This window comes from Micromonospora sp. NPDC005707 (assembly GCF_040631005.1).
Taxonomy (GTDB): Bacteria; Actinomycetota; Actinomycetes; order Mycobacteriales; family Micromonosporaceae; genus Micromonospora.
The window spans coordinates 70,998-88,499 of sequence record NZ_JBEXYR010000003.1 but is presented as its reverse complement, the minus strand read 5'-3'; the positions used below and the strand labels follow the sequence as shown (position 1 = coordinate 88,499).

The following is a 17,502-nucleotide window of genomic DNA, read 5'->3' as shown; positions in this document are numbered from 1 at the left end:
CGCACCGTCGGATCAGGGCAGGGTCCACTTCTGGTTCGCCGCGGCGGTGCAGGTCCAGAGGTGTACGGGGGTGCTGTCGGCGGAGTTGTTGCCGGAGACGTCCAGGCACTTGCCGGACTGCGGGTTGCGCAGCGTGCCGTCGGCCTGCGCCGACCAGTTCTGCGCCCCCGTGCCGTTGCACGTCCAGAGCTGGATCTTCGTCCCGTCGGCGGTCGCGCCGCCGGAGACGTCCAGGCACTTGCCCAGCGCCTTGATCGTCGAGTTCGGCGTCACCGTCCAGCTCTGCGCCGTGGTGCCGTTGCAGGTGTAGAGCTGGACCTGCGTGCCGTCGGCGGTCGCGGCGTTGCGCACGTCGAGGCACTTGCCGGCCAGCCCGCGCACCGGCCCGGTGCGCACGGCGGACGTGGTGAGGGTGAACGAGTCGACGTCGTAGAGCGCGCCGGCGCCGCCCGCGAAGGTGAGGTAGAGCGTGGTGGTCCCGGCGGGCGGGTTGGCGACCGCGCCGGTCACCGTGGTGAACGTGTCCCAGCCACCGGTCACCGGCACGGTGGCCGAGCCGAGCACGGTGCCGGTCGCCGAGCCGGCCCGCACCTGGAGGGTGCCGCCCACCCCGGCCGAGGAGACCCGGGCGCTGAACCCGGTGACGTTGCCGAGCTGGTAGGGCTCGAACGCGATCCAGTCCCCGTTGTGGATGTCGCCGACGGTCCGGCCGCCCTCGGCGGTCGCCTTGTCGAAGGTGTTGATCCCGGCCGAGGTCCGGAAGTGCTCGGCCTGCCGGTGCCGGGGTTGGAGGGTGTGCTGGGTGTGCGTGGTCAGGCCGCCGGAGTCGGTGTACTCGGCGTCGAAGATCGCGAAGATGTTCGCGGCGTCGTCGTGCTCGCCGTCGACGGGGATGCCGATCGACCCGGTGCAACCGGTGGCCGAGGTGATCTGGTGGCCGTGCTGGTCGTGGCCGAGCACGTAGGTCATCTTGACCCTGGTGCAGTCGATCGCGCCGTCCTCCGGGTCGGTCACGGTGATCCGGAACGGCACGGTGTCGCCGAAGGAGAAGAGCTGCCCGTTGCCCGGGCTGTTCACGGTGACCGTCGGCGCGGTGTTGCCGACGGTGACGGCCACGCTGGCGGTGCCGGTGGCGCCCTGCGGGTCCCGGACGGTCAGCGTCGCGGTGTACCGGCCGTTGGCCGTGTAGGTGTGCGACGGGTTGGCCGCCGTCGAGGTGCCGCCGTCGCCGAACGCCCACGCGTACGTGAGCGCCCCGCCCTCCGGGTCGGACGAGCCGGCCGAGGAGAAGGCGACGGCCAGCGGGGCCGTGCCGGAGGTCCTGTCGGCGGCGGCCCGGGCCACCGGGGCGCGGTTGCCGCCGCCGAGGTAGTCGAAGCGGTACAGCGCCGAGTTGGCGTCGCCGTTGAAGTAGCCGGTGCCGTAGTCGAGCACGTAGTAGGCGCCGTCCGGCCCGAACGCGGAGTCCATCACCTGCTTGCCGGTCCAGCCGAAGGCGTCGATGGCGCCGGGCGAGCCGTCGGCGTTGAGGTGGATCGGCTTGATCCAGCCGCGGCCGAACTCGGTGGCGAAGAACTGCCCGTCGAAGGACTGGGGGAACTTCGTGGTGGACGGGTTGGCGGCGTCGTAGCGGTAGACCGGGCCGGCCATCGGCGACTCGGAGCCGCCGCCGAACTCGGGCGGGCTGCCGGCGTCGCCCGCGTACCGGATCCAGGCCGGTTTCGCGGCCGGCAGGGTGCTCTGGCCGGTGTTGCGGAACGAGTTGTTCGTCGGGCCGCCCGCGCAGTTGTACTTCGGGCCCGCGGTGCCGGCGGCGAAGTCCCACTCGGCGTACGTCTCGGCCGCCGTGTTGGTGCCCGTGCAGTACGGCCAGCCGTAGTTGCCCGGCCCGGTGACCCGGTCGAACTCGACCTGGCCCGACGGGCCGCGGGCCGAGCTGGTGCCGGCGTCCGGGCCGTAGTCGCCGACGTAGACGATCCCGGTGGCCCGGTCGACGCTCATCCGGAACGGGTTGCGGAAGCCCATGGCGTAGATCTCGGGGCGGGTCCGCGCGGTGCCGGGCGGGAAGAGGTTGCCGGCCGGGATCGCGTACGTGCCGTTGGCGTTGACCTTGATCCGCAGGATCTTGCCGCGCAGGTCGTTGGTGTTGCCGGCGCTGCGCTGCGCGTCGTACCCGGGGTTGCGGTTGGTCCGCTCGTCGAGCGGCGCGTAGCCGGCGGAGTCGAACGGGTTGGTGTCGTCGCCGGTGGAGAGGTAGAGGTTGCCCGCGGCGTCGAAGTCGATGTCGCCGCCGACGTGGCAGCACAGCCCGCGGTCGGCCGGCACGTCCAGCACGTCGACCTTGCTGGCCTGGTTGAGCGTGAAGTCGGCGTTGAGGTTGAACCGGGAGAGCCGGTTGACGCCCTGCCAGGCGGAGAAGTCGGTGCCGGTGGCCGGCGCGTCCCCGGCCGGCGTGGACAGCGGCGGCGCGTAGTAGAGGTAGATCTGCCGGTTGCTCGCGAAGCCGGGGTCGACCCCGACGCCCTGGAGGCCCTCCTCGTCGTGGCTGTAGACCGGCAGGGTGCCGATCACGGTGGTGACGCCGGCGGCGTCGGTGCGCCGCAGCGTGCCGTTGCGGGCGGTGTGCAGGACCGAGCGGTCGGGCAGCACCGCGAGGGACATCGGTTCGCCGGTCTCGGCGACGCCGCGGGCGAGTTCGACCTGCTGGAAGTCGCTCGCCGGGATGGGGTGCGCGGACGCCGGGACGGGGGTCGCGGCCAGGCCGACCGCGCCGGCGGCCGCCGCGAGCAGCAGCGCCGATCCGGCGGGGAGCCATCGTCGGGTGGGGGTGTGGTGGGGGCTGGACATGCCTCTGCTGTCCCTTCCTGACGCGCGCAGCCTGGATCGGGCGCGCGTCGCGCCGGATGCCGTGCGGGGATGCTGCGCCGGGCCCGCCGGGTGCGGCTCGGTGGGCCGTGACCACCGGTGGTTGCGGCCGGCCGGCGGTCACCTCGACGAGGGTGCCGGGGGTGCGGGCAATTCACCTCGACGAAACAGCTCTGTGCTTGCGCACGACATTAAGACCTTTCGATCTGCCTGTCCATAGCTTCCGCTGGTTCCGGAACGACTTTCGTCAATGAGCGACAAAAGTCGGGTCAGCGGCGCCGGTTCACGGCCCGGGCCGCCAGCTCGGCCAGCGCCACCCGGGCCGGCTCCGCCAGCGGCAGCCGGTGCAGCGCGGTCAGGGCCGCGTCGGCCCGGGACCGGATCATCCGCTCCACCGCCGCGCGCGCACCGGAGGCCTCCACGATCCCGCGCACCTCGGCGGCGCCCGCCGGGTCCAGGGCCGGATCGCCGACCAGCGCCCGCAACCGCGCCACCCCGGCCGGCCCCGCGGCCGCCCGGGCCAGCGCCAGCAGCACGGTCGGCTTGCCCTCCCGCAGGTCGTCCAGGTTGGACTTCCCGGTCACCGCCGGGTCACCGAAGACGCCGAGCACGTCGTCGCGGAGCTGGAAGGCGTCCCCGAGCGGATCGCCGAACCCGGACAGCGCGGTCACCACGTCCGGGGCCGCCCCGGCCAGGGCCGCGCCGAGCTGCACCGGGCGGGTCACCGTGTAGCGGGCCGTCTTCAGCCGCACCACCGCGAGGGCGCTCTCCACCGAGCCGTCACCGGCCGCGGCCACCACGTCGAGGTACTCCCCCGCGATCACCTCGGCCCGCATCCGCGCGAGCAGGGCGTGTCCCCGGCGCAGCCGCTCGGCGTCCAGCCCGCAGCCGTGGAACATCTGCCCGGACCAGGCGGCGCAGAGGTCGCCGCAGAGCAGGGCCGCCTGCCGGCCGTACGCCTCCGGGTCGCCGCGCCAGCCGGCCCGGGCGTGCTGCTCGGCGAAGACCCGGTGCACGGTGGGCCGGCCGCGCCGGCGGTCGCTGCGGTCCAGGATGTCGTCGTGGATCAGCGCGAAGGCGTGGAACAGCTCCAGCGCCGCGGCGGCCACCACGATCGGGGTGCCGTCGGTGCCGCCGAAGCCCCGCCAGCCCCAGTAGCAGAACAGGGGTCGCAGCCGCTTGCCGCCGGCCAGCACGAACCGGCGGAGGACGGTGTGGACGGGGTCGGTGCCGTCGTCGCCCGGCCGGCCCGGCCGGCGCTCGTGCAGGAACGCGGCGAGCGCGGCGTCGAAGCGGGCCCGCAGCAGGGCCGGATCGGTCGGTTCGGCGGTGACGGTCGGCGCCTTCCGAGGCGCCGCTTCCAGGCAGATCCCGAGCCGGTCGGTATCCATGGCTGACAATACCGCGTGTGCGTGTCCCGTGGACTCCACCGGACAGCCCCGTTCAGCCTCCGAGCCCACCCAGGTCGGCGAGGTCCAGCCGGCCGGACTGGCCGTAGAACTCGACCGGGTTGCGCCACAGCACCCGGTCCACGTCGTCCTCGGTGAAACCGGCGAGCAGCATGGCCTCCCCGGTGGCCCGGGTGAGCAGCGGGTCCGAGCGCCCCCAGTCGGCGGCCGAGTTGACCAGCATCCGCTCGGTCCCGTACGCCCGCAGCAGCTCGACCATCCGCGGCGGCGACATCTTCGTCTCCGGATAGATCGAGAAGCCGAGCCAGCAACCGGTGTCCCGCACCAGCTCCACGGTGACCTCGTTGAGATGGTCGACCAGCACCCGCCCCGGGTCGATGCCGGACTCGGCGACCACGGCCAGCGTGCGCTCGACGCCCCGCGCCTTGTCCCGGTGCGGGGTGTGCACGAGAGCGGGCAGGTCGTGCGCCACGGCCAGGGCGAGCTGCCCGGCGAAGGCGGCGTCCTCGGCCCGGGTCATCGAGTCGTAGCCGATCTCGCCGACCGCCACCACGCCGTCCTTGTCCAGGTAGCGCGGAAGCACGTCGAGGACCGGGCGGCAGCGCGGGTCGTTGGCCTCCTTCGGGTTCAGCGCCACGGTGGCGTGGTGCCGGACGCCGAACTGGCCGGCCCGGAACGGCTCCCACCCGACCAGCGAGTCGAAGTAGTCCACGAAGGTGTCCACGCTGGTGCGTGGCTGGCCCTGCCAGAACGCCGGCTCCACGACGGCGCGTACCCCGGCGGCGGCCATCCGCTCGTAATCGTCCGTGGTCCGCGAGGTCATGTGGACGTGCGGGTCGAAGATGCGCATCAGGCCTCCCGGGCGCCGAGCCGGTCGAGCAGCTCGGCGGCGTCGGCCGGCATGCTCCGGCCGGCCGCGTGCCGCTCCGCGGCGAGCCCGGCCAGCATGGCGGCCAGCTCGCCGTCGGCCCGGGCGGCCAGGTCGTCGACGACGGCCAGCGGCACGCCGGTGAAGACGCACTTGAGCACCGCCTGACGCCAGGCCGGCTGCTCCAGGTGCCGGGCGTAGGGTCCGAGGGCGGCGGCCAGCAGCCGGGTGTCGTCGGTGCGGATCGCGTCGTGCAGCAGCGGCACGCACTCCGCCCCGATGGGCAGCAGCGGCAGGGCCCGCAGCACGGCCCGCTTCTCGGCGGCGTCGCCGTGCCGGTAGAGCGCCTCGGCCGCTCCCGCGTGGTCGGCGGGAAGCGCGGCGAGCAGCAGCGCCCGGGCGGCCTCGTCGACGGTCCAGCCCGGCGGGTCGGGCAGCGGCCCCCGGCCGCACTTGCGGGCCGCGGCGGCGAACAGCCGCGGGATCGCCGCGGGATCGGTCGCGACGCGGCGCAGGGCCGCGTCCAGCCAGCGCGGATCGGGTACGCCCCGCAGCGCGGCGCGCAGTCGGTGGGGTGTCATGCCGTCCTCCCCTCTGAGCCGGGCGACAGGTGTTCGCCCCGGCGTCGTCGGGCCGGTCGGCCGGTGCGGCCGGGGAATCCCGGTCCGGCCGCACCGGACGGCCGTGCTGTGTCGTGCCGGCCGCGGGTTCTCCTGCGGCGGCACGCTCCCCGGGGCCGACCTCGTCCCCGCCGCGGGGCGCAACCGCGGCGGGCCCTCGCCGGTCGGCACCGGAAAGCCCTTCGGGCGGCGCGCGGGGCGCCGCGGGTACGGGTCGGTCAGGCGGCCACCTCGGCCAGCGCGGGCTCCACCTCCGTCCACGCGGCCCGCTCGGCGGAGCGGGTCACCGCGTCGAGCACGAGCTGGACCTGCAACGCGTCGGCGAACGACGGCGTCGGGTCGACGCCGGTGGCGACCGCCTCGACGAAGTCGCGCATCTGGTGGGTGAAGGAGTGCTCGTAGCCGATGATGTGGCCGGGCGGCCACCACGCCGACAGGTACGGGTGCTCCGGTTCGGTCACCAGGATCCGGCTGAAGCCCTGCTCGGCCGCCGGTCGGGTGGCGTCGAGGAACTCCAGCTCGTTGAGGCGTTCCAGATCGAACACCACGCTGCCCAGCGAGCCGTTGATCTCGACACGCAGGGCGTTCTTGCGTCCGGTGGCGAAGCGGGTCGCCTCGTAGGTGGCGAGCGCGCCGCCGTCGAGCCGGGCCACGAAGGCGGCCGCGTCGTCCACGGTGACCCGGCCGGTCGCCCGGCCGTTGCTGTCGGCCTGCGCGGCCAGGCCGCTCGACCCGGCCGGCAGCGGCCGTTCCTTGACGAACGTCTCGGTGACCGCGCTGACCCCGGTGATGAGCTGCCCCGTCACGTACTGGGTCAGGTCGATGATGTGCGCGCCGATGTCGCCGAGCGCGCCGGAGCCCGCCCTGTCCTTCTGCAACCGCCAGACCAGCGGGAACTGCGGGTCCACGATCCAGTCCTGGAGGTAGACCGCCCGGACGTGCCGGATCTCGCCGAGCCGCCCGTCGGCGACGAGCTGCCGCATCAGGGCGACCGCGGGCACGCGGCGGTAGTTGAAGCCGCACATGGCGCGTACCCCGGCGGCCCGGGCCCGGGCGGCGGCGGCCGCCATCTCCCGGGCCTCCTCGACGGTGTTGGCCAGCGGCTTCTCGCACAGCACGTGCTTGCCCGCGGCCAGCGCGGCGAGGGCGATCTCGCAGTGGCTGTCCCCCGGTGTGCAGATGTCGACCACGTCGATCTCGTCGGACTCGACGAGCCGCCGCCAGTCCGTGGTGTGCCCGTCCCAGCCGAGCCGGCCGGCGGCCTCGGCCACCTTCGGCTCGTCCCGGCCGCAGACCAGCGCCATCCGCACCTGCGCCGGCAGGTCGTACACGCGGTTCACGGTGCGCCACGCCTGGGAGTGCGCGGCGCCCATGAACGCGTAGCCGACCATGCCGACGCGCAGGACGTTGTCGTGAGTGGACAAGGTGGGTCTCCCCCCGTGTGTCAGAACCCGAGCTTCAGGTAGCTGCTCGCGTTCTCCTTGGTGATCGTCTCGGAGGCGAGGACGATCTCCTTCGGTACCTGGAGTTCGACCAGGTCGGACATGCCCTTGCCCTGGCCGATGAGGCGGGCCAGGGAGATGGCCGAGGAGGCCATCGACGGGCTGTAGGTGACGGTGGCCTTCAGCACCGTGTTGTCGGCCGCGATGTCCTCCATGGCCTTCTTCGAGCCGGCGCCGCCGACCATGAAGAACTCCTTGCGGTTGGCCTGGTTGACCGCGGCGAGCACGCCGATGCCCTGGTCGTCGTCGTGGTTCCAGAGCGCGTCGATCTTGGGGAGCGCCTGGAAGAGGCCGGTGGCGGCCTGCTGGCCCGAGTCGGCGGTGAACTCGGCCGGGCGGCGGTTGGCCACCTTGAAGCCGAGCGAGGCCAGCGTGTCGGCGAAGCCCTTGGAACGTTCCTGGGTCAGCTCCAGCGAGTCGATGCCGGGGATCTCGCCGATGACCGGGTTGCTGACGCCCTTGGCCTTGAGCTGCTCGGCGATGTAGGTGGCGGCGGCCACCCCCATGCCGTAGTTGTCGCCCTTGATCTGGAGCCGGTAGGCCCGCGCGTCCGGGAAGGCCCGGTCGAGGTTGACCACCGGAATGCCGGCCTTCATGGCCTCCAGGCCGAACGCGTTGAGCTCCTTGCCGTCGTGCGGCAGCAGCACGATCACGTCGGGCTTCTGGGAGATCAGGGTGGACAGCGCCGCGCGCTGGGCCGCCGCATCCGCGCCGGCCTCCACGCTCTTCAGCTCCACGTCCGAGTACGCCCCGGCCTGCGCCTTGGCGTTGTTGGTGATGGCGGCGATCCAGCCGTGGTCGGCGGCCGGGGCGGAGAAGCCGATGGTCACCTTCTTGCCCGGCTCGCTGTTGGCGCCGGTCGCCGCGGCCTTGGTCTGGGCCTCGGTCGGGGTCTTCTCGTTGCTGGTGCAGCCGGCGAGCAGCACGCCGGCGGAGAGCGCGGCGCCGCCGAAGAGCAGCCGGCGGCGCGACAGGTCACTTGTCATGACGGCCTCCTGAAATGAGGTGGTGGGGTGTTTTCGGGTGCGGCGGGCCGGGCCACCGTCGGATGACGGCGGCCTGGCGGACGCGATGGGATCAGGTGGTGGTGGCGCGGTTGCGGGCGAGGAACTGGGAGAGGCTGCGGAACTGCACCTGCTGGACCAGGACGGCCGCGACGATGATGCCGCCCTTGACCATGTTCTGGGCCTCGGTGGAGAGGCCGTTGATGGCGAAGAGGTTGGTGATCGTCGAGAAGATGATCACGCCGAGCAGGGAGCCGATGATGGTGCCCCGCCCGCCGCTGAGCAGCGTGCCGCCGATGATCGCGGCGGCGATCGCGTCCAGCTCGTAGAGGTTGGCCATCGCCGCCTGGGCGGAGGTGGCCTGCGCGGTCAGCATGATGGCGGCGATGCCGCAGCAGAGGCCGGAGAGCGCGTAGAGAAGCACGGTGTGCCGGCGGACGTCGATGCCGGCGAGCCGGGCCGCCTCGGGGTTGCCGCCGACGGCCACCGTGCGGCGGCCGAAGGTGGTCCGGTTGAGCAGCACCCAGCCGGCCAGCACCACCGCGGCGAGGATGTAGACCAGCAGCGGGATGCCGAGCAGCTTCACGGTGGCGATGCCGTTGATGAAGCTGTCGTTGGAGACCTGGGTCTGCTTGTCGGAGATCTCGGCGGCCAGGCCGCGGGCGGCGACCATCATGGCCAGCGTGGCGATGAACGGCACCAGCCGCCCGTACGAGATGAGCAGGCCGTTGACCACGCCGACCGCGACCCCGACGGTGAGCGCGCTGAAGATCATGCCGCCGGCGCCGTAGCTCTGGGTGGCGACCGTGGTGCACCAGACCCCCGCGAGCGCGACGATCGCGCCGACCGAGAGGTCGATGCCGCCACCGATGATCACGAAGGTCATCCCGACGGTGACCACGCCGACCACCGAGGCGAGCTTCAGGATGGTGAGCGTGTTGCCCCACACCCAGCTCGCATCGCCGTAGAGGTCGGGGCGGGTCAGGATGCCGATGACCACCAGCACCACCAGGGTCGCTAGCAGGCCGAGGTTGCGCTTGGCGCCCTCCCCGCCGTCGCCCCGCCACCAGGAGAGCCGCGCCGACGCGCCGGCCTTCGCGGTCTCGGCCGGGTCGACCGGCGGCGACTGGGCCGGCAGTTCGCCCGCCCGCTCCGGCGTCGCCGTGGGTGTCGTGTCGCTCATGCTGGCGCGCCTTCCATGAGGGACCCCGCCATGACGAGGTCGAGCACGGTGTTCTCGTCGAGTTCGCCGGCCGGGGCCTCGCGGACCACCCGGCCCTCCCGCATCACCAGCACCCGGTCGGCCAGGCCGAGCACCTCGGGCACCTCGCTGGAGACCAGCAGCACCCCGACGCCCCGCGCGGCGAGTTCCCGGATCACCTGGTAGAGCTCGGCCCGGGCGCCCACGTCCACGCCCCGGGTCGGTTCGTCGAGCAGCAGCAGCCGGGTGTTCCCGAGCAGCCACCGGCCGACCACCACCTTCTGCTGGTTGCCGCCGGACAGGGTGCGCACCGCCCGCCGGACGTCGCGGGGGCGCAGGTCCAGCGAGGCGGCGATCCGGTCCGCCGCGGCCCGTTCCCGCGCGACGTCGGTGAAGCCGAGGCGGGCGTACCGGCCGAAGGTCGCCAGCGTGACGTTGCGGTAGATCGGTTCGCCGAGCAGCAGGGCCTGGCTCTTGCGCTCCTCGGGGGCCATCCCCATGCCGGCCTTCACGGCCGCGCCGACGCTGCCCGGGCGCAGCGTCCGGCCGCCCATCCGGACCGTGCCGGCCTGCGCGCGGCGGGCCCCGTAGATCGTCTCCAGCAGCTCGGAGCGGCCGGAGCCGACCAGCCCGGCGATGCCGACGATCTCCCCGGCCCGCACGTCGAGCGACACGTCGGCGAACTCGCCGTGCCGGGTCAGCCCCTCCACCCGCAGCAGCTCCGTGCCGTCGGGGTCGTCGGCGGGGCGGTCCGGGAAGACGTACTCGATGGTCCGGCCGGTCATCCGGGCGACCAGGTCGCGGGTCGGTGTCTCGCGGGCCGGCAGGTTCGCCGCCGTGGTCCGGCCGTCCTTGAGTACGGTGACCCGGTCGCCGATCTCGCGGATCTCCTCCAGCCGGTGGGAGATGTAGATGACCGCGATGCCCTGCGCCGTGAGCTCCCGGATGATGCGGAACAGGTTGCCCACCTCGTCGTGGGCGAGCACCGCGCTCGGTTCGTCCATGATGATCAGTCGGGCCTCGTGGGAGAGCGCCCGGGCCATGCTGACGATCTGCTTGCCGGCGGCCGGCAGGTGGCGGACCAGCCGGCCGGGCGGGATCTCCGGGTGGCCGAGCCGGGCCAGGATCTGCCGGGTCCGCCGGGCCATGTGCCCTCGCCGGACGAAACCGAGCCGGCGCGGCTCGTGGCCGAGGAAGGCGTTCTCCGCCACCGACAGGTCCTCGACCAGGTCGAGTTCCTGGTAGATGGTGGCGATCCCGGCCCGCATGGCGGCCTGCGGGTTGGCGAAGGCCGCCGGCTCGCCGCGCCACACCACCTCGCCGGAGTCCGGCCGGTGCACCCCGGCGAGCACCTTGATGAGCGTGGACTTGCCGGCGCCGTTCTGCCCGAGCAGGCAGTGCACCTCGCCGGCCCGCACCTCCAGCTGCACCCCGTCCAGCGCGCGTACGCCCGGGAAGGTCTTGACCACGTCGGTGAGGCGCAGCACGACCTCGCCCGCGACGGTGTCGGCGGGCGCCTCGACGAGCGGTTCGTTCGTCACCTCGGCCTCCTCGCTGTCGTTCATGTCGCCTCCCGGCTCGCTCCTCGCGCTCATGCGGCTTCGCCGAAGGCGAGGTCGCTGGCGAGCACCGCGGCGCCGGCGACGCCGGCGCGGGGACCCAGCTCGGAGAGGACGACCGGCAGGTTGCCGGTGGCCAGCGGCAGCGAGCGGCGGTAGACCACGCTGCGGATCTCGGCGAGCAGGATGTGGCCGAGCTGGGCGAGCCCGCCACCGATCACGATCATCGACGGGTTGGTGAAGCTGACCAGGCCGGCCAGCACGCTGCCGACCCGCCGCCCGCCGTCGCGGATGAGCTGGATGCAGGTGACGTCCCCCTCGACCGCCCCCTGCGCGACGTCCAGCGCGGTCACCGCGCCCCGGGCGGCGAGCCGTTCGGTGAGCGCGGGCGACACCTCGGCGCGGGCCGCGGCGGTGGCCGCCCGGGCCAGCGCGGCCCCGCTGAACACCGCCTCCAGGCAGCCGAGGTTGCCGCAGGAGCACATCGGACCGTTCGGGTCGACCTGGATGTGGCCGATGTCGCCGGCGCACCCGTCGGTGCCCCGGTAGACCTCGCCGTTGAGGTAGATGCCGCAGCCGATGCCGGTGCCGATCTTGATGAACAGGAAGTCGTCCACCGAGTGCGCGACGCCGCCGTGCCGCTCGCCGATCGCCATGATGTTGACGTCGTTGTCGACCACCGCCGGGCAGCCGTGCTCGCGGGTGAGCAGCTCCCGCACCGGGTAGCGGTCCCACCCCGGCATGATGGGCGGCGAGACCGGCACCCCGTCCCGGAAACTGACCGGGCCCGGCACGCCGATGCCGATGGCGTCGAGCCGCTCGTACGCGCCGTCCACCTTGGCCTTGTGCAGCAGTTCGTTGACCCGCTGGAGGGTCACCTTCGGGCCGGAGCGGATGTCGGCGGGCTCGGTGTAGGCGGCCACCGGCTCCAGCCGGCCGTTCACGACCTCGACGTCGATCGAGCTGGCGCCCAGGTCGACCGCGGCGAAGCGCAGGTGCGGGCTCAGCTCGACAAGGGTGGACCGGCGCCCGCCCCGGGAGGCGGCCAGCCCGGCCTCGGCCACGTAGCCGAGGTTGACCAGCCGCTCCAGCTCGGCGAGGAGGCGCGGGCGGGGCATCTGGAGCCGGTCGCCCAGCTCGGCGCGGGAGACCGCCCCCTCGTCCCGGAGGGTTCGCAGGAGCTGCACGTGCAGCGGGTCGACCGTCCGCACCGGGACTCACCTCCGCATCGGAGTCGTTCACATCGGCGCAACGGCGATGTGTCGTGTCCGACACAGTAGGAGTCTTCGAGGTCACGTGTCCATAGCTTCGGCCCATCCAGTCAAAACTTTTGTCCATCTGAGCAAAAGCATAGAGTGGATCATGAAAAGGGCCGCCCCCGCCGTGCCGAGCACGGTGGGGCGGCCTGCGTCGCCCGCCGTTCAGCGCCGGGTGGCGGCGTTGCGCTTCTTCTTCAGCTTGCGGTCGTCGCGCAGCTCGACGTACGGCTCCTCGTCGGCCGGGTGCCCGGCCTCGATGGCGCGGCTGCGCTCCAGCTCGGCGTCGAACTCCGCGCCCAGCAGGATGGCGATGTTGCTGAGCCAGAGCCAGACCAGGAAGACGATCACGCCGGCCAGCGCGCCGTAGGTCTTGTTGTACGAGGCGAAGTTGCCGACGTAGAGGGCGAACAGGCCCGAGATGACCAGCCAGATCACCACGGCCAGGATCCCGCCGGGACTGACCCAGCGGAACCCGCCGTGCCGGGCGTTCGGCGAGGCCCAGTAGAGGATCGCGAACATCAGGCTGACCAGCACGAGCAGCACCGGCCACTTGACGATGTTCCACACCGTGACGGCGGTCGAGCCCAGCCCGATGGCGTTGCCCGCCTGCTCGGCGAGACCACCGGTGAAGACCACGATCACCGCGCTGACCAGGAGCATCACGCCGATGATCGCGGTCACGCCGAGCCGGATCGGCAGCGTCTTCCAGATCGGTCGCCCCTCCGGCACGTCGTAGATGCTGTTCGAGGCGCGCATGAAGGCGGCGATGTAGCCGGAGGCGGACCAGAAGGCGGCCAGCAGACCGATGATCGCCGCGATGCTGGCCAGGCCACCGGAGGCGCCGGCCTGGTCGATCGCCGTCTCGATGATCGTCCGGATGTTCTCCTCCGGCACCACCTGGCCGACGGTGTCGCGCACCCCCGACTTGGCCTTGTTACCGAGCAGGCCGAGCAGGGAGATCAGCACCAGCAGGCCCGGGAAGATCGACAGCACCCCGTAGTAGGTGAGCGCGGCGGCCCAGTCGGTCAGGCTGTCGTCCTGGAACTCCCGCACCGTGCGCTTGAGCGTCGCCACCCACCCCGTGGCGGGCAGATCGGTGGGACTGTCCGGCCCCTCGTCCGGGCTCACCGGCCCGGTGCGGTCGCGCCCGTGCCGGGCGGAAGACTCGTCGGCGGCCATCGCCCCTCCCTCATCGTCTGTGTCGTCCCACGACATGCCCCGAGGGGAGGGCCGCTTAACCACCTACTTGTACAGCAACCTGCTCATCCGCCGGGAGGCGAGCGCGAGCATCCCGACGGTCAGCGCCACCAGGTAGGCCACGTCGAGCAGCGAGGACCAGCCGGACCCACCCACAGAGATGCCCCGGATGAGGTGCACCGACCGGTAGAGCGGGGTCAGCTCGACGAGCCAGCGCAGCACCGCCGGGTAGGCCTCGGCCGGGACGAACGTGCCGGAGAAGAGGAAGAGGGTGAACTGGGCCGACCCCATCAGGTCGAAATCCTGCCAGCTGCGCATGAGCGTGGAGACGGTCATGCCGAGCGCGCCGAAGGCGAAGCCGACCAGCACCGAGGCCGGGAACGCGGCGAGGGCCCGGCCGGCGGTGGTCAGGTCCATCGCCACCATGATGACCAGGAACGCGGCCGAGTAGAGGCTGCCCCGGACCATCGCCCAGCCCAGCTCGCCGAGGGCGATCTCGAACGGCTGCACCGGGGTCGCGATGACCCCGTCGTACAGCTTCATGTATTTCATCTTGCCGAAGAAGTTGAAGGTGGTCTCGGAGAGCGCCCCGCTCATCGCCGACGAGGCGAGCATGGCCGGGGCCACGAACGCCGCGTAGGAGACCACCTGGCCGCCGGGCAGGGTCAGGTCGCCGACCAGCGCGCCCACCCCGACGCCGATCGAGAAGAGGTAGAGCACCGGCTCCAGGAAGCCGGAGAGCAGCACCAGCCAGTAGGCGCTGCGCAGGGCCGTGAAGTTCCGCTCGGCGACCGAGGCCGAGCGGCGGGCCCCCGCCGGGTTGACCAGCCGGGGCAGGACGAGAGCGACCACGACACCCTTCCTAGACGACGAGCTGACGCTGGAACACGCGCCGGGCCAGCCACCAGCCGGCGCCGGCCCAGACCGCGAGGTAGAGCAGGTGGCCCGTGACCGACCACTGCGGGGCGACGCCGAGCGTGGCGGCCCGGCACAGGTCCACCCCGTGCCAGAGCGGGGTCGCGTAGGCGAACTGGCGCAGCCCCACCGGCAGCGACTCGACCGGGAAGAACACCCCGGCGAAGAGGGCCATCGGGATGATCGCGAAGCGGAACAGCAGCGCCAGGTAGCTGTCGCCGGGCACCGCGGCGGCGTACGCGAAGGTCGGCGCGGCCACCGCCAGGCCCAGCAGCACGCTCACCGGCAGGACGGCCACCGCCCAGGGTGAGCGCAGCGCCCCGAACAGCGCCGTCACCAGCAGGAACGCCAGCGTGCTGGTGAGCACCCGGAACAGCACGAAGGCGAGGTGCCCGGCCAGGATGTCGCCGATCCGCAGCGGCGCCGCGACCTGCGCGTGGTAGGTGCGGATCCAGCGGAAGTTGCTGAGCACCGGCCAGGTCGACTCGCCGACGGCGACCTGGAAGGCGGTGGAGGCGATGAGGCCGGGCACCAGCCAGGCCAGGTAGGGCACCCCGCCCACGCCCTGGTCGACGTAGGCGCCGACACCGACGCCGAAGCCGAGCACGGTGAGCGCCGGCAGCAGGAAGGACGAGAAGACGCCGGCCCGCCAGGTGCGGCGGTAGCCGACCAGGTGGTGGGAGAGCACCGCCAGGGCCGGCACCCGGGGCAGCGCCCGGCCGGACCGTGCCACCAGGGTCACGCGGACCACCCCCGTTCTCCGCCCACGTCGCCCTTCCTACCGCTCGGGTACGACAGGACGCGGGTCACCCTACGACGGGCCGGCGGACGGTGTCGCCGCGGTTTCCGCCAGGGTTCTCCGCGAACGAGGCCGGGCCGCTACGGCCGGACGGCGACCCGCGTGACGAACGCGCGCCACGCGTCCGGGCCGAACGTCAGCACGGGACCGGCCGGGTCCTTGGAATCGCGGACGGCGACCACGCCGGGGAGATTGCCGGCCACCTCCACGCAGTTGCCGCCGCTGCCGTTACTGCGGGTGCTCTTGCGCCACCGGGCGCCGGTCAGGTCCATGTCTCCGCCACTTCCGAGATCAACTCCAGGGACTGCTGGTGCGACAGTGCCTCACCGCGGATCGATTCCCACACCTCGACCATCTGCTGCACGAACTCGGCGCGGTCCACCACCTGGCCGTGGCGCTGGCCCTCCAGGTAGACGACGTCCTCCCGGCCGGTCGAGGTGGCGATCACGAAGGGGCCGTCGAGCCCAGCGTAGGCCCCGGCGGAGAGCGGCACGACCTGGATTCGGACCCGCGTCAACGTGCGGCCGAGCTTGACCAGGTGCGCCAGTTGCTCGTGCATCACCTCCGGGCCGCCCACCCGGCGGCGCAGCACGTACTCGTCAATGACGGCGGTGAACAGTGGCGGCCGGTCGCGGGTGAGGACGCTCTGCCGGTCGAGCCGCGCGGTCACCTGCTGGTCGATCTCGTTGGTCGCGAACAGCCCGGCCCCGGCCAGCACGGCACGGGCGTAGCCCTCCGTCTGCAGCAGGCCTGGCACGTAGAGCGGCTCGAACGACCGGAGCGCGGTGGCCTCCAACTCGATGCCGGCCCAGTCGCGGAACCACGGCACCACCGTCTCGCGGCTGATCCGCCGCTGGATCCGTTCGAACCGCCCCTCCGTGCCGAACACCGTGTCGCACCGGCGGGCGAAGTCGAGGCCCGGCCGGCGCTCGCAGGTCTCCACCTTGGCCACCAGCGCCCCCGAGTAGCTCAGGGCCTCGGCCAGCGCGCTCTGGGACAGGCCACTGGTGGCGCGGGCCAGCCGCAGCTCCTCGGCGAAGTGGTCCAGCATGGACGAACGGTCCACGGACAGCCTCCGTACATCCTCGTACCGCTCCGGGCCGGCCGCCGTACGCCCCGGTCGTCGGCGCGCGGGATCTCCCACCGTAGTCGCCCGATCACCAGACTGTCACGCAGCGGAACCGCTCACGGGCACCGGACGGCGGGCGGAACCAGGCCGGGGGTGCCCGCGCACGACGAGGTGCGCGGGCACCCCCATCCCACGACGGAGGCCCAGCTCATGCGACTCAGGTTCGGCCGCCCGAAGCCGCGCCGCGGCGAGGAGGGCGTGCGCTGATGCCCCGCTACCGCCCGCACGTCGCGGCACGGCCCTCGTGGCGCTGCCGGGCCTGCGGGGCTCCGTGGCCGTGCTCGCCGGCCCGGCTGGCGCTGCTCGGCGAGTATCGCGAGGACCGGATCGCCCTCCTGGTCTACCTCGGCACGCTCCTGTGCGAGGCGACGGCGGACCTGGCCGGTCCGCACGAGCGGGACGCGCCGCAGCGGCTGGCCGATCGCTTCGTCACCTGGGCCCGGGCGCGGTGACAACCCTTCGACGACCGTCGGCCACTGCGCGAAACCTCGGCCCGCTGGGGTGTTGATCAAGAAGGTTGCGTCGGGATTCGCTCGGAGGGCGACGCAAACCTCTTGATCGACGGGGTCGCCGTCGATGCTGGTCCTCGGCCTTGCCGGTCGCCCTGCCCGCTCGGCCGTGGGGATCTTGGCGAGTTGTCGTTCGCTGCGGACGGTAACTCTCCAAGATCCGCGCCGCCCGGCTGACGTGACGTGGGGCGCCTGTCCGGTCCGGGCGCTGGCGGAACCGCTGCCGCGTCAGCGGGCCGGGGTGGGGCGGACGGGGAGCAGGTTGCGTTCCGCGAAGACCTTCTTGGCGACGAGGGTCGCGTTGACCGCCCGTGGCACCCCGCAGTAGACCACCGCCTGGAGCAGCGCCTCGACGATCTCGGCGGGCGTGAGACCGGCGTTGAGCGCGCCGTTGACGTGCACCTCGAGCTGGGCCCCGGTGTCGCCGAGGGCGGTGAGCACGCCGAGGCACATCAGCTCGCGGTCGCGGCGCGCCAGTTCGGGCCGGACGTAGAGGTCGCCGTAGGACCAGGCGACCGACCGGTAGCTCAGCTCGGGTGAGACGTCGGCGAGCGCCTCCAGGAGTTTCTGCCCGGCGCCGCTGTCGGCCTCCCGCAGCGCCTCCAGACCTCGCTCGTACTGCTCGTCCGCGGTCATGGCCCTGTCCTACCTCTGCCCAGTCGTCCG

General features: G+C 72.8%; 16 protein-coding genes. 1 reads left to right on the top strand and 15 read right to left on the bottom strand.

Going from position 1 to position 17,502, the window contains the following annotated elements; all coding sequences use genetic code 11:
• Positions 1–12 precede the first annotated feature (12 nt).
• From ABZ452_RS05605 to ABZ452_RS05540, 14 genes are all read right to left on the bottom strand, one after another.
• Positions 13–2,847, bottom strand: a complete 2,835-nt coding sequence (locus ABZ452_RS05605) for an RICIN domain-containing protein (protein WP_357939271.1) — start codon at positions 2,845–2,847, stop codon at positions 13–15.
• Between the two features lie 287 nt (positions 2,848–3,134).
• Positions 3,135–4,256, bottom strand: coding sequence for a polyprenyl synthetase family protein (locus ABZ452_RS05600; RefSeq protein WP_357939269.1), 1,122 nt, complete (start codon positions 4,254–4,256; stop codon positions 3,135–3,137).
• Between the two features lie 52 nt (positions 4,257–4,308).
• Positions 4,309–5,124, bottom strand: coding sequence for a TatD family hydrolase (locus tag ABZ452_RS05595; RefSeq protein ID WP_357939267.1), 816 nt, complete (start codon positions 5,122–5,124; stop codon positions 4,309–4,311).
• Positions 5,124–5,723 (bottom strand): EboA domain-containing protein, encoded by a 600-nt coding sequence (locus tag ABZ452_RS05590; RefSeq protein WP_357939265.1) that lies wholly within the window; start codon positions 5,721–5,723, stop codon positions 5,124–5,126. The genes ABZ452_RS05595 and ABZ452_RS05590 overlap by 1 nt, the downstream gene beginning before the upstream one ends.
• A gap of 257 nt (positions 5,724–5,980) precedes the next feature.
• Positions 5,981–7,186 (bottom strand): Gfo/Idh/MocA family oxidoreductase, encoded by a 1,206-nt coding sequence (locus tag ABZ452_RS05585; protein ID WP_357939263.1) that lies wholly within the window; start codon positions 7,184–7,186, stop codon positions 5,981–5,983.
• A gap of 20 nt (positions 7,187–7,206) precedes the next feature.
• On the bottom strand, positions 7,207–8,250 hold the full coding sequence (locus ABZ452_RS05580) for a substrate-binding domain-containing protein (protein WP_357939261.1): 1,044 nt from the start codon (positions 8,248–8,250) through the stop codon (positions 7,207–7,209).
• Between the two features lie 91 nt (positions 8,251–8,341).
• On the bottom strand, positions 8,342–9,451 hold the full coding sequence (locus ABZ452_RS05575) for an ABC transporter permease (RefSeq protein WP_357939259.1): 1,110 nt from the start codon (positions 9,449–9,451) through the stop codon (positions 8,342–8,344).
• Positions 9,448–11,034 carry a sugar ABC transporter ATP-binding protein gene (locus ABZ452_RS05570; RefSeq protein ID WP_357939257.1) on the bottom strand — a complete coding sequence of 529 codons (1,587 nt, stop codon included), beginning with the start codon at positions 11,032–11,034 and terminating at the stop codon, positions 9,448–9,450. Before ABZ452_RS05570 ends, ABZ452_RS05575 begins: the two co-directional genes overlap by 4 nt.
• 26 nt (positions 11,035–11,060) lie before the next feature.
• Positions 11,061–12,239, bottom strand: a complete 1,179-nt coding sequence (locus ABZ452_RS05565; RefSeq protein WP_357939256.1) for an ROK family transcriptional regulator — start codon at positions 12,237–12,239, stop codon at positions 11,061–11,063.
• Between the two features lie 210 nt (positions 12,240–12,449).
• On the bottom strand, positions 12,450–13,466 hold the full coding sequence (locus ABZ452_RS05560; RefSeq protein WP_357939254.1) for a YihY/virulence factor BrkB family protein: 1,017 nt from the start codon (positions 13,464–13,466) through the stop codon (positions 12,450–12,452).
• 63 nt (positions 13,467–13,529) lie between these two features.
• Positions 13,530–14,336 (bottom strand): ABC transporter permease, encoded by an 807-nt coding sequence (locus ABZ452_RS05555; RefSeq protein ID WP_357939252.1) that lies wholly within the window; start codon positions 14,334–14,336, stop codon positions 13,530–13,532.
• Between the two features lie 10 nt (positions 14,337–14,346).
• Positions 14,347–15,141, bottom strand: coding sequence for an ABC transporter permease (locus tag ABZ452_RS05550; protein WP_357939248.1), 795 nt, complete (start codon positions 15,139–15,141; stop codon positions 14,347–14,349).
• 137 nt (positions 15,142–15,278) lie between these two features.
• Positions 15,279–15,470, bottom strand: a complete 192-nt coding sequence (locus ABZ452_RS05545) for a DUF397 domain-containing protein (protein ID WP_357939246.1) — start codon at positions 15,468–15,470, stop codon at positions 15,279–15,281.
• Positions 15,461–16,264 (bottom strand): helix-turn-helix transcriptional regulator, encoded by an 804-nt coding sequence (locus tag ABZ452_RS05540; protein ID WP_357939244.1) that lies wholly within the window; start codon positions 16,262–16,264, stop codon positions 15,461–15,463. Before ABZ452_RS05540 ends, ABZ452_RS05545 begins: the two co-directional genes overlap by 10 nt.
• 269 nt (positions 16,265–16,533) lie before the next feature.
• On the opposite strand from ABZ452_RS05540, the gene ABZ452_RS05535 reads away from it, so the two are divergent.
• The gene (locus tag ABZ452_RS05535; RefSeq protein WP_357939242.1) at positions 16,534–16,779 is read left to right on the top strand and encodes a flavin reductase; all 246 of its coding nucleotides are present in this window, start codon (positions 16,534–16,536) and stop codon (positions 16,777–16,779) included.
• 285 nt (positions 16,780–17,064) lie between these two features.
• Here ABZ452_RS05535 and ABZ452_RS05530 read toward each other — a convergent pair whose 3' ends face one another.
• The gene (locus ABZ452_RS05530; protein WP_357939240.1) at positions 17,065–17,472 is read right to left on the bottom strand and encodes a carboxymuconolactone decarboxylase family protein; all 408 of its coding nucleotides are present in this window, start codon (positions 17,470–17,472) and stop codon (positions 17,065–17,067) included.
• Between the last annotated feature and the right edge of the window lie 30 nt (positions 17,473–17,502).